Source organism: Runella limosa DSM 17973 (assembly GCF_000482465.1).
Taxonomy (GTDB): Bacteria; Bacteroidota; Bacteroidia; order Cytophagales; family Spirosomataceae; genus Runella; species Runella limosa.
Map to the genome: position 1 here is coordinate 54,939 of NZ_AXVJ01000063.1, position 14,593 is coordinate 69,531.

The 14,593-nt window shown below is 44.5% G+C and carries 12 protein-coding genes, 1 tRNA gene and 2 rRNA genes; 8 read left to right on the forward strand and 7 right to left on the reverse strand.

What is annotated here, in order from left to right; all coding sequences use genetic code 11:
• Window positions 1-9: 9 nt before the first annotated feature.
• From K339_RS0107435 to K339_RS0107445, 3 genes are all read right to left on the reverse strand, one after another.
• Entirely contained in the window at window positions 10-1,134 is a 1,125-nt protein-coding gene (locus K339_RS0107435; RefSeq protein ID WP_037299544.1) for an efflux RND transporter periplasmic adaptor subunit, read from the reverse strand.
• Window positions 1,135-1,248: 114 nt separating this feature from the next.
• Window positions 1,249-1,647 (reverse strand): hypothetical protein, encoded by a 399-nt coding sequence (locus tag K339_RS32860; RefSeq protein ID WP_037299547.1) that lies wholly within the window; start codon window positions 1,645-1,647, stop codon window positions 1,249-1,251.
• A gap of 63 nt (window positions 1,648-1,710) precedes the next feature.
• Window positions 1,711-3,411 carry a hypothetical protein gene (locus K339_RS0107445; RefSeq protein WP_037299549.1) on the reverse strand — a complete coding sequence of 567 codons (1,701 nt, stop codon included), beginning with the start codon at window positions 3,409-3,411 and terminating at the stop codon, window positions 1,711-1,713.
• An 89-nt stretch (window positions 3,412-3,500) separates the two neighbouring features.
• On the opposite strand from K339_RS0107445, the gene K339_RS0107450 reads away from it, so the two are divergent.
• Window positions 3,501-4,646: an acyltransferase family protein gene (locus tag K339_RS0107450; RefSeq protein ID WP_037299552.1), complete on the forward strand. Its 1,146-nt coding sequence runs from the start codon at window positions 3,501-3,503 to the stop codon at window positions 4,644-4,646.
• A gap of 131 nt (window positions 4,647-4,777) precedes the next feature.
• Here the strand turns inward: K339_RS0107450 and K339_RS0107455 are convergent, their stop codons facing one another.
• Window positions 4,778-6,097 carry a TolC family protein gene (locus K339_RS0107455; RefSeq protein ID WP_028523052.1) on the reverse strand — a complete coding sequence of 440 codons (1,320 nt, stop codon included), beginning with the start codon at window positions 6,095-6,097 and terminating at the stop codon, window positions 4,778-4,780.
• Window positions 6,098-6,262: 165 nt separating this feature from the next.
• Between K339_RS0107455 and K339_RS0107460 the strand changes: the two genes are divergently transcribed.
• The 7 genes from K339_RS0107460 (at window position 6,263) to K339_RS0107490 (ending at window position 14,071) form a co-directional block, all read left to right on the forward strand.
• On the forward strand, window positions 6,263-7,897 hold the full coding sequence (locus tag K339_RS0107460; RefSeq protein ID WP_028523053.1) for an amidohydrolase: 1,635 nt from the start codon (window positions 6,263-6,265) through the stop codon (window positions 7,895-7,897).
• Between the two features lie 177 nt (window positions 7,898-8,074).
• On the forward strand, window positions 8,075-8,881 hold the full coding sequence (locus tag K339_RS0107465) for a hypothetical protein (protein ID WP_028523054.1): 807 nt from the start codon (window positions 8,075-8,077) through the stop codon (window positions 8,879-8,881).
• Between the two features lie 11 nt (window positions 8,882-8,892).
• The gene (locus K339_RS37025; RefSeq protein WP_157607510.1) at window positions 8,893-9,600 is read left to right on the forward strand and encodes a hypothetical protein; all 708 of its coding nucleotides are present in this window, start codon (window positions 8,893-8,895) and stop codon (window positions 9,598-9,600) included.
• Window positions 9,601-9,786: 186 nt separating this feature from the next.
• Entirely contained in the window at window positions 9,787-10,506 is a 720-nt protein-coding gene (locus K339_RS0107475) for a hypothetical protein (RefSeq protein WP_028523056.1), read from the forward strand.
• A gap of 206 nt (window positions 10,507-10,712) precedes the next feature.
• Window positions 10,713-11,561: an ion transporter gene (locus K339_RS32865; protein WP_037299555.1), complete on the forward strand. Its 849-nt coding sequence runs from the start codon at window positions 10,713-10,715 to the stop codon at window positions 11,559-11,561.
• Window positions 11,561-12,682: a glycosyltransferase family 4 protein gene (locus tag K339_RS0107485; protein WP_028523057.1), complete on the forward strand. Its 1,122-nt coding sequence runs from the start codon at window positions 11,561-11,563 to the stop codon at window positions 12,680-12,682. The genes K339_RS32865 and K339_RS0107485 overlap by 1 nt, the downstream gene beginning before the upstream one ends.
• Window positions 12,683-12,700: 18 nt before the next feature.
• Window positions 12,701-14,071 carry a methyltransferase RsmF C-terminal domain-like protein gene (locus K339_RS0107490; protein WP_028523058.1) on the forward strand — a complete coding sequence of 457 codons (1,371 nt, stop codon included), beginning with the start codon at window positions 12,701-12,703 and terminating at the stop codon, window positions 14,069-14,071.
• Between the two features lie 48 nt (window positions 14,072-14,119).
• On the opposite strand, the gene K339_RS0107495 is transcribed toward K339_RS0107490, so the two are convergent.
• The 3 genes from K339_RS0107495 to K339_RS0107505 all read right to left on the reverse strand — a co-directional run.
• Window positions 14,120-14,194: transfer RNA gene (locus K339_RS0107495), tRNA-Pro, on the reverse strand.
• Between the two features lie 42 nt (window positions 14,195-14,236).
• Window positions 14,237-14,348, reverse strand: a 5S ribosomal RNA gene (rrf, locus tag K339_RS0107500).
• 144 nt (window positions 14,349-14,492) lie between these two features.
• A 23S ribosomal RNA gene (locus tag K339_RS0107505) occupies window positions 14,493-14,593 on the reverse strand; the annotation flags it as partial.

The window sequence follows — 14,593 nt, forward strand, 5'->3', positions numbered from 1 at the left end:
AATTGTGCGCTATTTCTGTCCCATACCTGCCATTACCTGACGCATTGGCATCAACTTCGGCGAGACAGAATCGCCATCGACCACTCGCTGAATGCCCTCGTACAAAATCGTATCGGACGTACCTAGCCCCGAGGCTATCACATAAAGTTGCGGCAATCGCTGTAAGATTTGTACGTTGCGGAGGCTGACTTTGTTTCCTGCATCAAGCACATAGACACAGTTTCTATCTTGCACTTCAAACACCGATTTTTGTGGTACAATCAGCGCATTTTTAAGCGTGCTGGTCAGTTGGACTTTTCCGCTCGCCCCGTTTTTTAACACCTGTTTAGGGTTCGGAAATTTGGCACGAAAAGCAATCGTCCCCGTACTTTTATCAAATTGGCTATCAACGGTTTCGATAACGCCCGTTTGAGAATACGGCTGACCGTTGGCCAACAGTAGCTTCACTGGCCTACGTTGACCCACCTCGTTTTGCTCCGTAAAATCCAAGTATTCTTTTTCGGTGACGTTGAAATAGGCAAATACATCTTGGTTGTTAGACAGGGTAGTAAGCAGCGTTCCTTCGTCCACCAAACTCCCCGTTTTGTTAGGAATACGCCCAATGACGCCGCTAAAGGGAGCTTTGATTTCGGTAAGCGACAGTTGGAGTTGGGCGTTGGCCACGTCCGATTCCGTTTCTTCGATTTTGGCTTTGAGGGTTTCGAGCTTCGACTCCACAATGTCCAATTCGGATTTCGACACCACGTTTTGTTCTACGAGGAGGCGGGTGTTTTTGATTTCAAGCACCAGCGTTTTTGCTTCCGCTTGGGAGCTTCTGAGAATCGCTTGTGCTTTGTTAAGTTCTTGGCGGTACGCTTGGCTTCCTAGTCGAAATAGCGTTTGACCCGCCCGTACAGGTTTGCCTTCGTCCACCAATACTGCTTCGATGTACCCGCCGATTTTGCTTCTTACTTCCACATTTTGGAGCGACGCAATGGAGGCTACGTACTCTTGGGTGTAAGTCGTGTCAATGATAATGGGTTGAGTAACAGGCAATATTTCTTGGGTAGCTTGTGCGATTTTTGTCTCTTTGGCGCACGACCAAAGCATTATTAGGCAGGCAGAAATACCCGCCAACACTACGAATGGTTTCATAATAGTTGGATAAAAAGTACAACCAAGCGTAGCTTTTGGAGCTATGCTTTTGTGTTATTAAAAATTAAGAAAATGAGCTAACGCAGTCGAATGACTGGTTTTAGGCCAAAAGCCTTATGAAGCCATTTCTTTGGGTGGGGGGGGAACAATTTCGGCGTGAAACTGGGACGCGTAGGTATCGCGGTAGTGAATTGGGCGCTCGGCCGAAGGCAGTACGGCTTCGGTCGTAGTCAGTGAAAAAATACTGAAGGGCTGACAGTAAAAAAGGATTTTGGCGATGGAGATACTCCCACCGTCTTCGGTATCGTGTTCGTCTTGTTCAGGAATGATGTTGTCGAATCCCATGATTTGCTCGATAATCAACTCGGCCACACTTTCGATGTCGTTGTAGCTGAGGTTTTCGGGAACATAATCAGGCTGGGCGTCAGGAGAGTCAATACTACAGTTAAGAATGTGCAATGCCATAAACACCCAAACGATTCGAAAAACGATATGTTTACGGAGAATGGACATCGGTATTTTTAATAGTGGATTGTTAAAGCAAGCGTGTTTTTACAAAAAAAGTTCGCCTGTAAATTAGAACACCTGTTGGCGGTAGGGTAAATTTAATCGAAAACCAAAGGTGGCTAAGTTGGTTTTGAGGTTTACCGAAGCCGCTGGGCTTACTTGATTACGAAACAAGAGCCGTCCATCAATAAAGAAATTGTGTTTGAGCATATACGACGCTCTTAAGTCTGTAAATGATACATCGACGGGCGTGCCTTGCGTCAAAAAATTATTAGTATCACCTGGGCGACCATCTTGATAGCTTCGATAAACACTCCCTCCCCAGTTTCGACCATCAATGTCAATTCCTTTGCGCGAGCGCAGAAACGTTCCATAAAGGGTTAACCTACGACTTGGCTGATAGCGAGCAAGTCCTACGACTTCCCAAAAATTTGCTCCAAGTGGGTGCGCCAAGGGCACGTCATAATGGACATAATTGGTGTATCCCGATTTGTGCGCATACGTGTAAGGGCGAGCAAGATTTAATTCCGCTTGTAAATCCAAATTCGGAATCTTGAAAGCATCTACGTATTTAAGCCCTGCTTGAAAACCGAACTTTTTCCCCCACGAGCCTTTTTTACCAAAATATTCCGAAGTTTTAAATTCATCCAACATAAATTGGCTATAAAAACTAAACTTCTTCAAAAAATTCCAGCGAAAATCAACCCCCAACATGGCATTATCAGAACTTCCTAAGTAGGTTTCTAGATAACGATAAAAAATAATTGGATTGAAGTAATTGGCGTCTAGTTTCCCATTGGTTCGACCGTACATTTCGGCTTCAAAAATCCCTAAGCTAACGTTTTTACTCAAATTAATACTCAAGTGGTGAATAGCCGCATATTTCTTCTCAATAGGCTCTTCTGGTTTACGATTGGGTTGATTGTACAACATATTACACCAAAGGTTGGTGTATTGAAAACGCCCCAGTTGCGCAGTCACTTTCAAGAACAAGTAAGGAGCACTCCAGTTGGAAAGAAGCATCGAACGGTATCCACTTCCTATGAAATTTTGATCATGACCAAACTGAATATTGATTTGCTTAATTGGGTTAAAAGTAAGATACCCACGAGCCGAAATAAAATCCACACCGTTGGTCCTCAAACTTTTTACTAGGCTTTCACCTGGCACAACATACAATGGATACCCCAAATAAATTTCACGCACGTTTAATGTATAATTTCTTACGTATTGAGGAAACATCCCTTGGGTATCAGTCACGTAACTATAAAACCCCAATTTTTTACCAATGTTACCTCGGAGTTCTACCCCGCGTGCTGTGAGCCAGAGGTAGTCTTTTGAATTATTTTCTCCTCCCAAAATCAGCTGCGTGACAGGGCTAAGGTGTAGGTCGAAGTTTTTGTTCTGAACGTAGTAAAAATCAGAAGGTTTGCGGTAAAAACGCTTCCACAACGTTTTTTTGCTCATGGGCGTTTGATCCGACGACCACTCCCAGCTGTCTTGGCGTAAATAATCTAAGTTAAAAAAATCAGTATCGTTGAGTGGCATGGTGCGGTCGGCCTTGATACTGTCCAAGAAACTCACCACCGCCGAACGCTGAAAAGGTTTTACCCCAATGTGAAAGTCTTCATTCAATCGTCCACGGCGAATTTCGTACCGATCTATCAGATGGTAGTAATCGTCATTCAGCGGGACATATTGTGATTGGGCTACCGCATTTTGCAGGAAAAAACACCAACAAACAATCAACGTATAAATTCTAAATTGCATAGCGTTAGTTATCACTTGGGCAAATTAAGCTAATTTTGCCGTTCTGAGCGTAGTATTGTTACACTCAAAAACCAAAAAAGATTATCCTCTTGAGCAAAGTTTCCACTTCAGTCTATTTTCCTAACCTCAACGGGGTTCGTTTTATTGCCGCCTTTTCGGTTTTGATTCACCACATTGAACAAGTGAAAGAGGTTTTCAAAGTTCCGAATTTTTACGACAATCACCTCATTAAGAGCATGGGGAAATTGGGTGTCGATTTATTTTTCGTACTTAGTGGCTTCCTTATCACCTATTTGCTGCTACACGAAAAAGGCCGATTTGGGTTCATCAATACCCGTAACTTCTACATAAGACGGATTTTACGGATTTGGCCACTTTATTTTCTGATTGTGTTGCTTTCGTTTTTTGTCTTTCCCCACATTTCGCTTTTTGTAGCGCCCAACAACGAGGTGTCGTTTATGACACAAAACGTTTTTCGGCGGTTATCGCTTTTCTTACTCGTTTTACCCAACATTGGTTTTATCCTCTACAACGCGCCCTACCTAGCGGCTCAAACCTGGTCCATCGGTGTCGAGGAGCAGTTTTACTACCTTTGGCCTTGGATTGTCAAAGATTTTAGCTGGAAACGACTCATTATCACTGTCTTTATCTTTTGTTTCGGGACCTTCGCCGTCTTTTACATTTATTACAATTGGGTTGGTCATACGCAGTATGCAAACAACGTGCCTGAAATTGCGCGTTTCTTCTTCAGTCAATTTCGAATCATTACTTTGATGACGGGCGGACTCTGTGCGGCGTTGGTCTATTACCAAAAAGAAAAGCTGCTGCAACTGCTTTTTCGTAAAGATGTGCAGCTTGTGGTGTATGCTATTTTATTGGTTTGCCTCATCGCGGGCGTGCATGTGAGCAGCCTTAATTTAGAGTTTTACGGGCTGTTTTTTGGCTATTTTATCCTCAATGTATCGAGCAATCCCGCCTCCATTGTCAACCTAGAATACAACTGGATTTCGTATTTGGGCAAGATTTCGTACGGGATTTATATTTACCAAACGGCTTTTATCGTCGCCAGTATCCACCTCATTCAGTGGACGTTTGGGGATACGCTGTCCGTGCTTACCTTCAACCTGATTCTGTATCCTCTTTCTGCCTTGCTTACCATTGGCGTATCAGCATTGTCGTACCGCTATTTCGAAACGCCATTCCTAGCGTTTAAGAATCGTTTTAGTAAACATTGAGAGATAGCTGCTAGCTGCGTTTATTTAAAGTTTTACCCGCAGATTGGCACAGATTTAAAGCCGCAGATGAACACAGATTAATCGCTTAAGACTCGTGCGTTGGGTTGCTCACAACCCAACTTAGGTTTGCATTACTTCACTTCGCTCACAATAGAGCTGCTGAGGCGGAGGAGTTCGATTTCGGCGAGTTTGACGTTGAAAGCGGCTTCAATCAAGCGTGATTCCGTGGCAACGGCGTTACGTTGTGCTTCGCGAAATTCAATGGCCGTCGAATTTCCAAACTTGTAACGTTCAAAGGCCAAGTCCACGTTTTGACGGGCTATTTTTAGGTTTTTTTCCTCAAAACCAAACAGTTGCAAACTATTTTGATAACTGTTGTAAGTCCTTTCTAAAGCCGATAACAGCTGGTTTTTCAAATCTGCTTCTTGGTATTCAGTAATGATGGTGTTGACTTTAGCGTTTTGCTCACGGCGGCGTTGGTTGTAACCGTCATAAATCGGAACGTTCAGGCGAAGGCCGTAGTTTAACACCCGCGACTGCCCTTTTTGGGCTCCAAAACCCGCTTCGTTATTGAACGAAGTATAATTATAACCCGTCACCAAATCCACCTGCGGGTATTTGGTTGATTTAACTTCTTTTTCGTTGATTTTTGCCAAGGTACGGCTTTGAGCTGCCGCCAGCAAGTTGGGGTTTTCGGTCAGTTTTTGTTTCAAATCAGCCAACGACAAATCATTACGAAAAACGATGGTATCCATGACCGAAAACTTGGTTTCAAAATCACGAAAAAGCAAGGCATTCAGGTTTACATTGGCATTTTGAATCACCTGCTGCTGCGCCAACACCGCCGCTTGGTCTTGGTTGTAGTCCACCTGCGCGGCCAAGTATTCCGATTTTGACGTTGTTCCTACTTCATAATTTGCCTTGGCAAGCTCTTGGCGCGTCGCCGAAATATCCAACGCATTTTGGAGTGCTTTAAGGCGTTGTTTTTGGCGAATGATTTCATAATACGCATTTGCCACCTGCGAAACTGTGTTTTGAACCGCAATTTGGACGTTGGTTTTCCCCAACTTTTCAAACTCTTTCAAACGGTCGGCGGCGGCAAACATCCCCATTCCGTCGTAAAGCGTCCACACCATGGTCACCCCCGCGTTGTTGTTGCGGTTGTCAATCCCACTCTGCACCAGCGGCTCACGGATATTATTAAAAAACGATTGGTTAATGCTATTATGGGTAAAGTTTTGGAGGGCCGTTCCCGATACCACGGGCAGCATACCCGCATTTCCTCGGGTGTTGTCATTATGGGCAATGGCCTCACGGCTTTGGACAACTTTAATGGAATAACTTTTTTCGAGTGCGGTAGAAACGGCGTTTTCGAGCGTCATTAGCTCTTGGGAAGACGAATCCAACGATAAACAAAAAACGATGGGGAACGCAAGAAAAAAGTATTTCATACCAGCAAAAACGAAATTAGTGGGCTTTATATGTAGGGCAAACTGCCATTCTTTCGATAACAGAAATGGCCGAAAGTTCGTTTAATGGATTGCGATAAAACTTTCGCACTGCTTCAAAAATAGCTTTTTAAAGCGTAGCTTTAGGCACAGTTTAACCCTGACACGATGAAAAACTACTTTTACGCGCTCTGTGCCGCCTTTTTAGCGGCATGTTCAGGCCAAAAGAAAGCCGACCTAATTGTTTATAATGCAGCGGTCTATACCGTCGATTCGACCTTCTCCAAAGCCTCCGCTTTTGCCGTTAAAGATGGCAAATTTGTGGCCGTGGGAGATTCGGCCACGGTCTTTTCTCAATTCCAGTCCGACTCCCTCGTCGATGCCCAAGGCAAACCCGTTTACCCTGGCCTATACGACGCCCACGCCCACTTCTACGGCCTCGGCCAAATGCTCGACCAAGCCGATTTGGTGGACACGCAGTCGCCCGAAGAAATTGTCGAACACCTCAAAAAATACCAAGCCGATCACCCTGAAGCCGTGTGGATTATTGGCCGTGGCTGGGATCAAAACGATTGGCCTGTGAAGGAATTTCCGACCAAAGACATCCTAGACAAAGCATTCCCCAACAACCCTGTCTATTTGACGCGCATCGACGGGCACGCGGGTTGGGTCAACTCTAAAGCTTTACAATTGGCCAAAATCACCGCCGAAACAAAGGCAGAAGGTGGCTTGGTGGTTCTAAAAAATGGACAACCGACGGGCGTGCTCATCGACCGTGCCCAGCAGCTTGTGCGTGCGCTCAACCCCACCCCCACCAAAGAAGATATTACGTCGAAACTCTTGAAAGCGCAGGCGATGTGTTTTCAATACGGCCTCACCAACGTCGGCGACGCGGGGTTATCGCCTGATATTATCGACCACATTGATAGCCTTCAAAAAGCTGGAACGCTCAAAATTAGATTGTATCCGATGGTGAGCGTGAGTCAAGAAAACATCGAAAAGATGCTCAAAAAGGGCATTTATGTCTCCGACCGACTGAACGTTCGTTCGTTTAAGATTTATGCCGATGGCGCGTTGGGATCGCGCGGAGCTTGTTTGCTCAAACCTTACAGCGACGCCCCCGAAACAACGGGTTTTCTGCTTTTTAGTCCTACCGAGCTTGAAAAATGGATTTCTCAATTGGCCAATAGCGAGTTTCAGGCCAATACACACTGCATCGGGGATTCATCTAACCGCTTGATGCTAAACCTCTACGCTAAATATTTGAAAGGCAAAAACAACCGCCGTTGGCGGATTGAACACGCCCAAATCGTGGACGCGGCCGATGTGGCGAAATTTGCCGATTATTCGATTTTACCTTCTGCCCAACCTACGCACGCTACCTCCGACATGTACTGGGCAGGGCAGCGTTTGGGCAAAGACCGCGAAAAAAATGGGTATATTTTCAAAACTTTGATGGAACAAAATCAGAAAATTGCGTTGGGCACCGACTTTCCCGTGGAAGCCGTGTCGCCTTTTTATACCTTCCATTCGGCCGTGTATCGGCAAGATGCCAAGGGCTTTCCTGCGGGAGGCTATCAAGCAGAAAATGCACTGACGCGTGAGCAAACGCTGCGCGGTATGACGATTTGGTCGGCCTACGGTAATTTTGAAGAAAATCGCCTCGGCAGCATCGAAAAAGGCAAAGCTGCTGACTTTGTTATCCTTGAAAAAGACTTGATGACCGCCCCCGCCAACGAGCTCCGTGAGCTAAAAGTGAACAAAACCTACGTAGCGGGCGAAAAGGTTTTTGAACGAAAATAACAAGCTGAAAACCTAAAAATAAGCGGCACGAGGCAAGACCTTGTGCCGCTTATTTGTTTTATTTTATATTAAAATATTGCAATTACAACTACAAACTAAGATATTTGGATTGTCATTTTCAACGTTATCTCAACACTATTCCCATTTATTTTTTATCAAAATCTACTACTTCAAACCATGAAAACGTTCCAAAAAAAATCACGCCACTGCAAGCCGTTTGCAGTGACAGCTCCTAACATTGTACCGTTGTACAACGACGGCCACCGCCCAAACGCCCACAAGCAAGTAGGCACCACTAAAACCACCATTTCTTTTTTGAAAAACACTATTTTCTTCCTTTCATTTTTAATCCTTGGGTTTGGGAGTGAACTCAGGGCACAGGAGTCTGTAGATAAAGAAATTAAGCCTCACGATTGGGAAATTGGGTTGGATATTTTGCCATTAATAAAATCAACCTCCTTATACAGTTTAATGGTAAAAAAAACATTAGGTACAACTAACAGTGCACTCCGCTTTCGTGGAGCCTCTGAGTTATATAGTACTATCCATAATTCGTCATTTCGGAGTGGTAAAGGGGACGGAGTTAACCTTATCAGCACCGCCTTTGATATTGGCTTAGAAAAGCGCAATCAATATGGTAAATTTTCATTCTACTATGGTGGCGATGTAAAGTTCGGGTATGAGTTAGTATCAACAAATGTTGGTGTAGCTGTAGGAGTTAATACTCCCTCCGTTCTTTCAAAGAATCGCGATAGATTCGCTACACTTGGTATCGGAGCTTTTATAGGGGGTAAATATTTCTTGAACCACAGAATCTCTATATCTGCTGAAAGTTGTTTATCAGCTATTTATGGATGGCGGAAGCGAGAATCTGGGCAAGTGGATACAAATTTAAAGCCAATCAACCTTTTTGTTGAAAAAAGCTCAGGATTAGCTACTCACTTAAATGGTATTTCAATTTTAATGATTAGTTATCACTTTTAAATTTTACTCAAATGAAAATAATCTCAAACCAAACGCTTAAAAATAGGGTAAAGATATTATTATTAAGTCTCGCACTACTGCTCTGTTCAATCATAACAATCGCTCAAGATTCGGCAAAATTTCACGGCGCAACATCCTCATTTTCGGACAAACCAGCTCGCTTAAAAATAGGATTAGGTCTGGGATATGGCTATACCAATGTACGTTCTGGGGGTTATAAGCCCCTTCTTCGGCCAAGCGCCTCCCTTCGATTAAATCAAATGCTTTCACCCAAAAATCAACTATCATACAAACTCAGCTATCGTTCTTTCGGTGACAAATATTCTCCCACTATATTCAATGGACAGACTTATCAAGCTTACGCCCAATTAGACTTTATCGGCGTATCTTTGACGTATTTACGTCCTATAAAACTACAGCTTCCCTTATTTTTCGGGGCAGGTATTTCGACAGAGCGATTGCTGAAAGATAGAATCGTTACCACTTATCCTAATGGCGAAAGTATCTCCGTTTCAAGTTATCAAACTTACAAAAAAATGAATGTTGGCGGGCAATTCGTAGGACAATACCGACCCAAACTTTCCAAGCGCTTAGAAACGATTATCGAATTAGAGTATGCTTTCGGACTTCTCAATTATTTTAAACCCATTGCCACTCAAACAACAGGGCGAAAAACTTATTTGAACGGGCTTTTTGTAACTGTTGGCGCATTTTTTTAAGTAGTTATTCGCAATAGTGGGCATCATTCTCGATAGCGCGAGCATCCTGCTCGTGCTCACCATTCACAGGCTTCTAGCCATCTTCACATGACAGGCTGGAAGCCTACGAATAAGCGGCACGAGGCAAAACCTCGCGCCATCAGGCATAATCCATTCATTCTTTATCTAAATCTACCATTTCAAACCATGAAAACGCTCCCAAAAAAATCACGCCACTGCAAGCCGTTTGCAGTGACAGCTCCTAACATTTTGAAAAACACTATTTTCTTTCTTTCGTTTTTAATCCTTGGGTTTGGGAGTGAACTTAAGGCGCAGGAGTCTGTAGATAAAGAAATTAAGCTTCACGATTGGGAAATTGGGTTAGATATCAGGCCTTTTTTTGATACACCTATCAAAGTTGGTGTAATGGTAAAAAAAAGTTTGAAAGATAAAACTAAAGCCATTCGTTTTCGAACAGCACCAGAGTTTTACAACACGAAAAATAAAACTTTTCCAAATATTGGAGGTACTAATCGTTTAAATGCCTCCTTTGATTTAGGAATAGAAAAGCGAAGACAGTTTGGTAAATTTCTGTTTTATTACGGAAGTGACTTCAGATTTATTTATGAACTTGGTGGTACTAACATAGGCTTAGGTATTAACCAATCAAATCCTACCCTTGTACGAAACTATTACCGACACATTGCGGCAGGTGTCGCAGGGGTAATCGGAGGTAAATTCTTTTTAAATCATCGACTCTCTTTGTCTGCTGAAAGTTCGTTGTCTTTAACATATGGTTTGACACGGCGCGAGACGGGAGAAGTAGATTACAATCTACAACCCGTTAACCTCTTTATTGAAGAATCCTCAGGGGTAGCACTTAAACTAAATGGAATAGCAGCATTTATGATTAGTTATCACTTTTAAATTTTACTCAAATGAAAAACATATTGAAACTTAGTCCCGATAGCGCGAACATCCTGCTTACCATTCACAGGCTTCTAGCCATCTTCACATAACAGGCTGGAAGCCTACGAATAAACGGCACGAGGCACAACCTCGCGCCATCTTTCGTCAAATAGACAGCACAAGATGCAACTTCTTGTTATTTTTGTGGAAAAACTGCGCTAACCGTGACTTTCCGCAAACGAGTTTACAATACCCTTGAGTTTTCTGCTAGTGGGCGACGCGGGCTGAACTTGTACATCAACATCGGTTTGGTGTCGGTCATTGTGCTCAATTCCCTGGCCATTGTCCTGCACACCGTCCCAGAAATCCGCCACAATCGCCTCTACGAACAACTTTTTCAGTATTTCGAGATTTTTTCCGTTGGTATTTTCACCATCGAATACTTCCTGCGAATTTGGTCGTGCGTCGAAAATCCTCGGTACCGAAGCGATTGGCGGGGGCGTTTGCAGTTTATTTTTTCGTTTTGGGCCATTGTCGATTTTCTAGGGATTTTTCCCTTTTATTTCACCCTCCTTACCTCCGACTTTGGCATCATTCGTATTTTACGCGTCTTTCGGTTATTCCGATTGTTTCGGGTATCGCGTTATTCTCGTGCCCTCAAAATGATTCGAAACGTCTTCTACGAAACCAAAGAAGAACTGCTGATTTGTTTGTCGTTCATTGTTTTTACCCTCGTCATTTCGTCGAGTGTGATGTATTACTTGGAACACAACGCCCAACCCGAACGCTTCAAAAGCATTCCTGCCACCCTTTGGTGGGGCGTAATTACGATGACCACCACGGGTTATGGCGACATGTACCCCGTTACGGCCGCAGGAAAATTATTTGGGGGTGTTGTCCTAATGCTTGGTATCGCGCTTTTTGCCCTGCCGACGGGTATTGTTGCTTCGGGTTTTATGGAACAAATTCGCCGCGACAAAGGCCGCAAATATGCCCGCTGCCCCCACTGCAATGAGCTTATCGACTTGCAGGAAGTACCTCATATTCACAAACCAGACCCCAAAAAACACTGATGCGGATTGGATTTGATGCCAAAAGGGCGTTTAATAACCGAACGGGCTTGGGCAATTACAGTCGCTTTGTGCTCAATGCACTGCGCACTTTTGCCCCTACGCACACCTACACGGCCTATACGCCCAAAATAAAATCGGGACTGTTCGACGAATTTCCCACGTCGCTCATCCGCACGCCTGCGTCGTCCAATGCCCTGTACGGCGCTTGGTGGCGAAGTTATGGGGTGGTGTCTGATGTACAACGAGATAACATTCAACTTTTTCACGGACTCAGCAATGAGCTTCCTCAGGGGTTAGGCAACATCAAATCTGTCGTTACAATTCACGACCTGATTTTTTTACGTTACCCGCATTTATACCCCGCCATCGACCGTTTTTTTTACCAACGTAAGTTCAAAAAAGCCTGCGCCGAAGCCGACTGCATTGTAGCCGTGAGTGAACAAACCAAACGAGACATCGTCGATTTTTACGGTACTTCGCCCGATAAAATCAAGGTCATTTACCAAGATTGTCACGATGTTTTTCACGCTAACAACTCCATTTCGGCCTCGTCTTACAACGAAGTTCAACAAAAATACAACCTAACTCGCCCATTTGTCTTGTGCGTCGGCACGATTGAAACCCGCAAAAACCAAGGTCAATTGGTCAAGGCATTTGCCGAAGCTTCCCTGGAGGGTTCAGAATTGATTTTGGTTGGAGGTAAAACGGCGTACCAAGCCGAAATTGAACGCTACCTAACGCAGCACCAACTCTCGACCCAGGTACGAATCTTTAACAACGTTCCGTTTTCTGACTTACCCGTTCTGTATCGCTTGGCTCGGATATTTGCGTACCCTTCAGTATTTGAAGGTTTTGGTATTCCCATCGTCGAAGCGCTTCACAGCGGTGTGCCCGTGGTAGCAGCTACGGGTTCGTGTCTAGAAGAAGCAGGTGGCAAAGGCGCTTTGTACGCTGCCCCCGACGACGTTACCGAACTGGCCGCTCACCTTCAACGCCTCTGGAACGATGAGCCTCTGCGCGCCCAACTTGTGGCCGACGGTCAAACACACTTAAAACAATTTTCCGCCCCAACCATTGCAGCCCAACTTTCGGCACTTTATGAGGAGGTGAGTAAACAATAAACCGTTTTATCGTAAAATATGCAACTTCCCGTTCCATTTATACAACAACTACAAGCCCAACTTGGTAACGATTATACTGCGTTTGAAACCGCTTTACAAGCAGCGCCGCCCGTCAGTATTCGCTACAATCCTAGAAAAGCCACCGCTCCTGCGTCCCAAACTACACCTATTCCTTGGTGTTTGGAAGGAAGGTATTTGGAACAACGTCCTGTTTTTACGCTCGACCCACTTTTTCACGCGGGGGCATATTACGTACAAGAAGCCTCGTCGATGTTGATTGGACACGTACTGCCCCAAGTGGCTAACGTGGCCAAACCGCTTCGTGTGCTGGATTTATGTGCGGCCCCTGGCGGAAAAACCACCCTATTGACCTCTTTACTTCATCCCGATAGTTTGGTGCTGGCCAACGAAGTGATAAAAAGTAGGGTGATGATTTTGAAAGAAAACGTGCAAAAATGGGGTTCACCCAACGTCCACGTGAGTAACCATGACCCCGAAGATTTAGGAAAATTAGAGTCGTTTTTTGACGTTATTTTAATAGATGCCCCTTGTTCTGGAGAAGGTCTTTTTCGCAAAGACCCTGCGGCCATCAACGAGTGGTCGGAAGGAAGTGTACAAGTATGTGCGGGTCGCCAGAAACGAATCGTGGACGCAGCCTTGCCTTTGCTTACTCCTGGCGGGATTTTGTTGTACTGTACCTGTACCTACAACGACGACGAAAACCAAGGCACAGGCCAATGGCTACGGGAAAAGGGCATGGAAGAAGTCAAAATTAACGTACCCGCTGAGTGGGGAGTAGTAGAAAAACCCATTGGATACCAATGTTATCCGCATCGAGTCAAAGGAGAAGGTTTCTTTTTTTCGGTGTTTGAAAAGCCTCATGCGTATCGTTCGGCCCAGCGCTATGATACTTTGCCCAGAAGAGGTAAAGAAGAAGGATTTCGATCGTGCAAACGTTTGACCGCAAAACAACTTCCTGAAGCCCGTAAATGGCTCGAACAACCCGATAATTTTCATTTGTTTGTCAAACCCAACGGGGAAGTAATCGCGTTTTTGGACAGCCAATTAAACGACATTCGGATTTTGGACAATACCCTTTCGGCCAAAGGATTGGGACTTGAAATGGGCGAGTTTAAGGGAAATGATTTTATTCCGTCGCACGCCCTCGCGTTAAGCACGGCTTTGTCATCAGATATTTCTCGACTTGAGCTAACCGAAAACGAAGCATTGGTGTTTTTAAAGAAGGAAAATTTGTCGGTGGATGCTCCCCGTGGTTGGGTACTTGTGACTTACCAAGGTCAAGGATTAGGCTGGGTGAAGGGTTTAGGTAATCGGGTGAACAATTACTTACCCAAAGATTGGCGGATTCGGATGGAGATTCCTGAATGATAAACGTTCTAAAAAGCAAAAAGCCTCCCAGTATTGGAAGGCTTTTTGTCGGGATGGCAAGATTCGAACTTGCGACCTCCTGGTCCCAAACCAGGCGCGATGACCGGACTACGCTACATCCCGAAAAAGACTGCCCCCGAGTAACTCGGAGGCAGGTTTATAATATTGTGGCGGCTACCTACTTTCCCACATTTTATTGCAGTATCATCGGCGGAGTGGGGCTTAACTTCTCTGTTCGGAATGGGAAGAGGTGAACACCCACCCTGTAACCACCATCAAGGCTTTCTGATTCGGATTTACAAGAGGTGAAGTCGTTCGCGACTCCGAACCCAACCTGTAACCTTCATCAATATCTTTAGCTATTTTCGTCTTTCCAATAAGCAATTGACATTGGCAGAGAATTATTCATAAAAACTGTATTTACAAAGAAGCTATTGGGCAATTAGTACTGCTCAGCTTTGATGTCACCACCTTTACACTTGCAGCCTATCAACGTCGTCGTCTACAACGTCCCTTATGTGG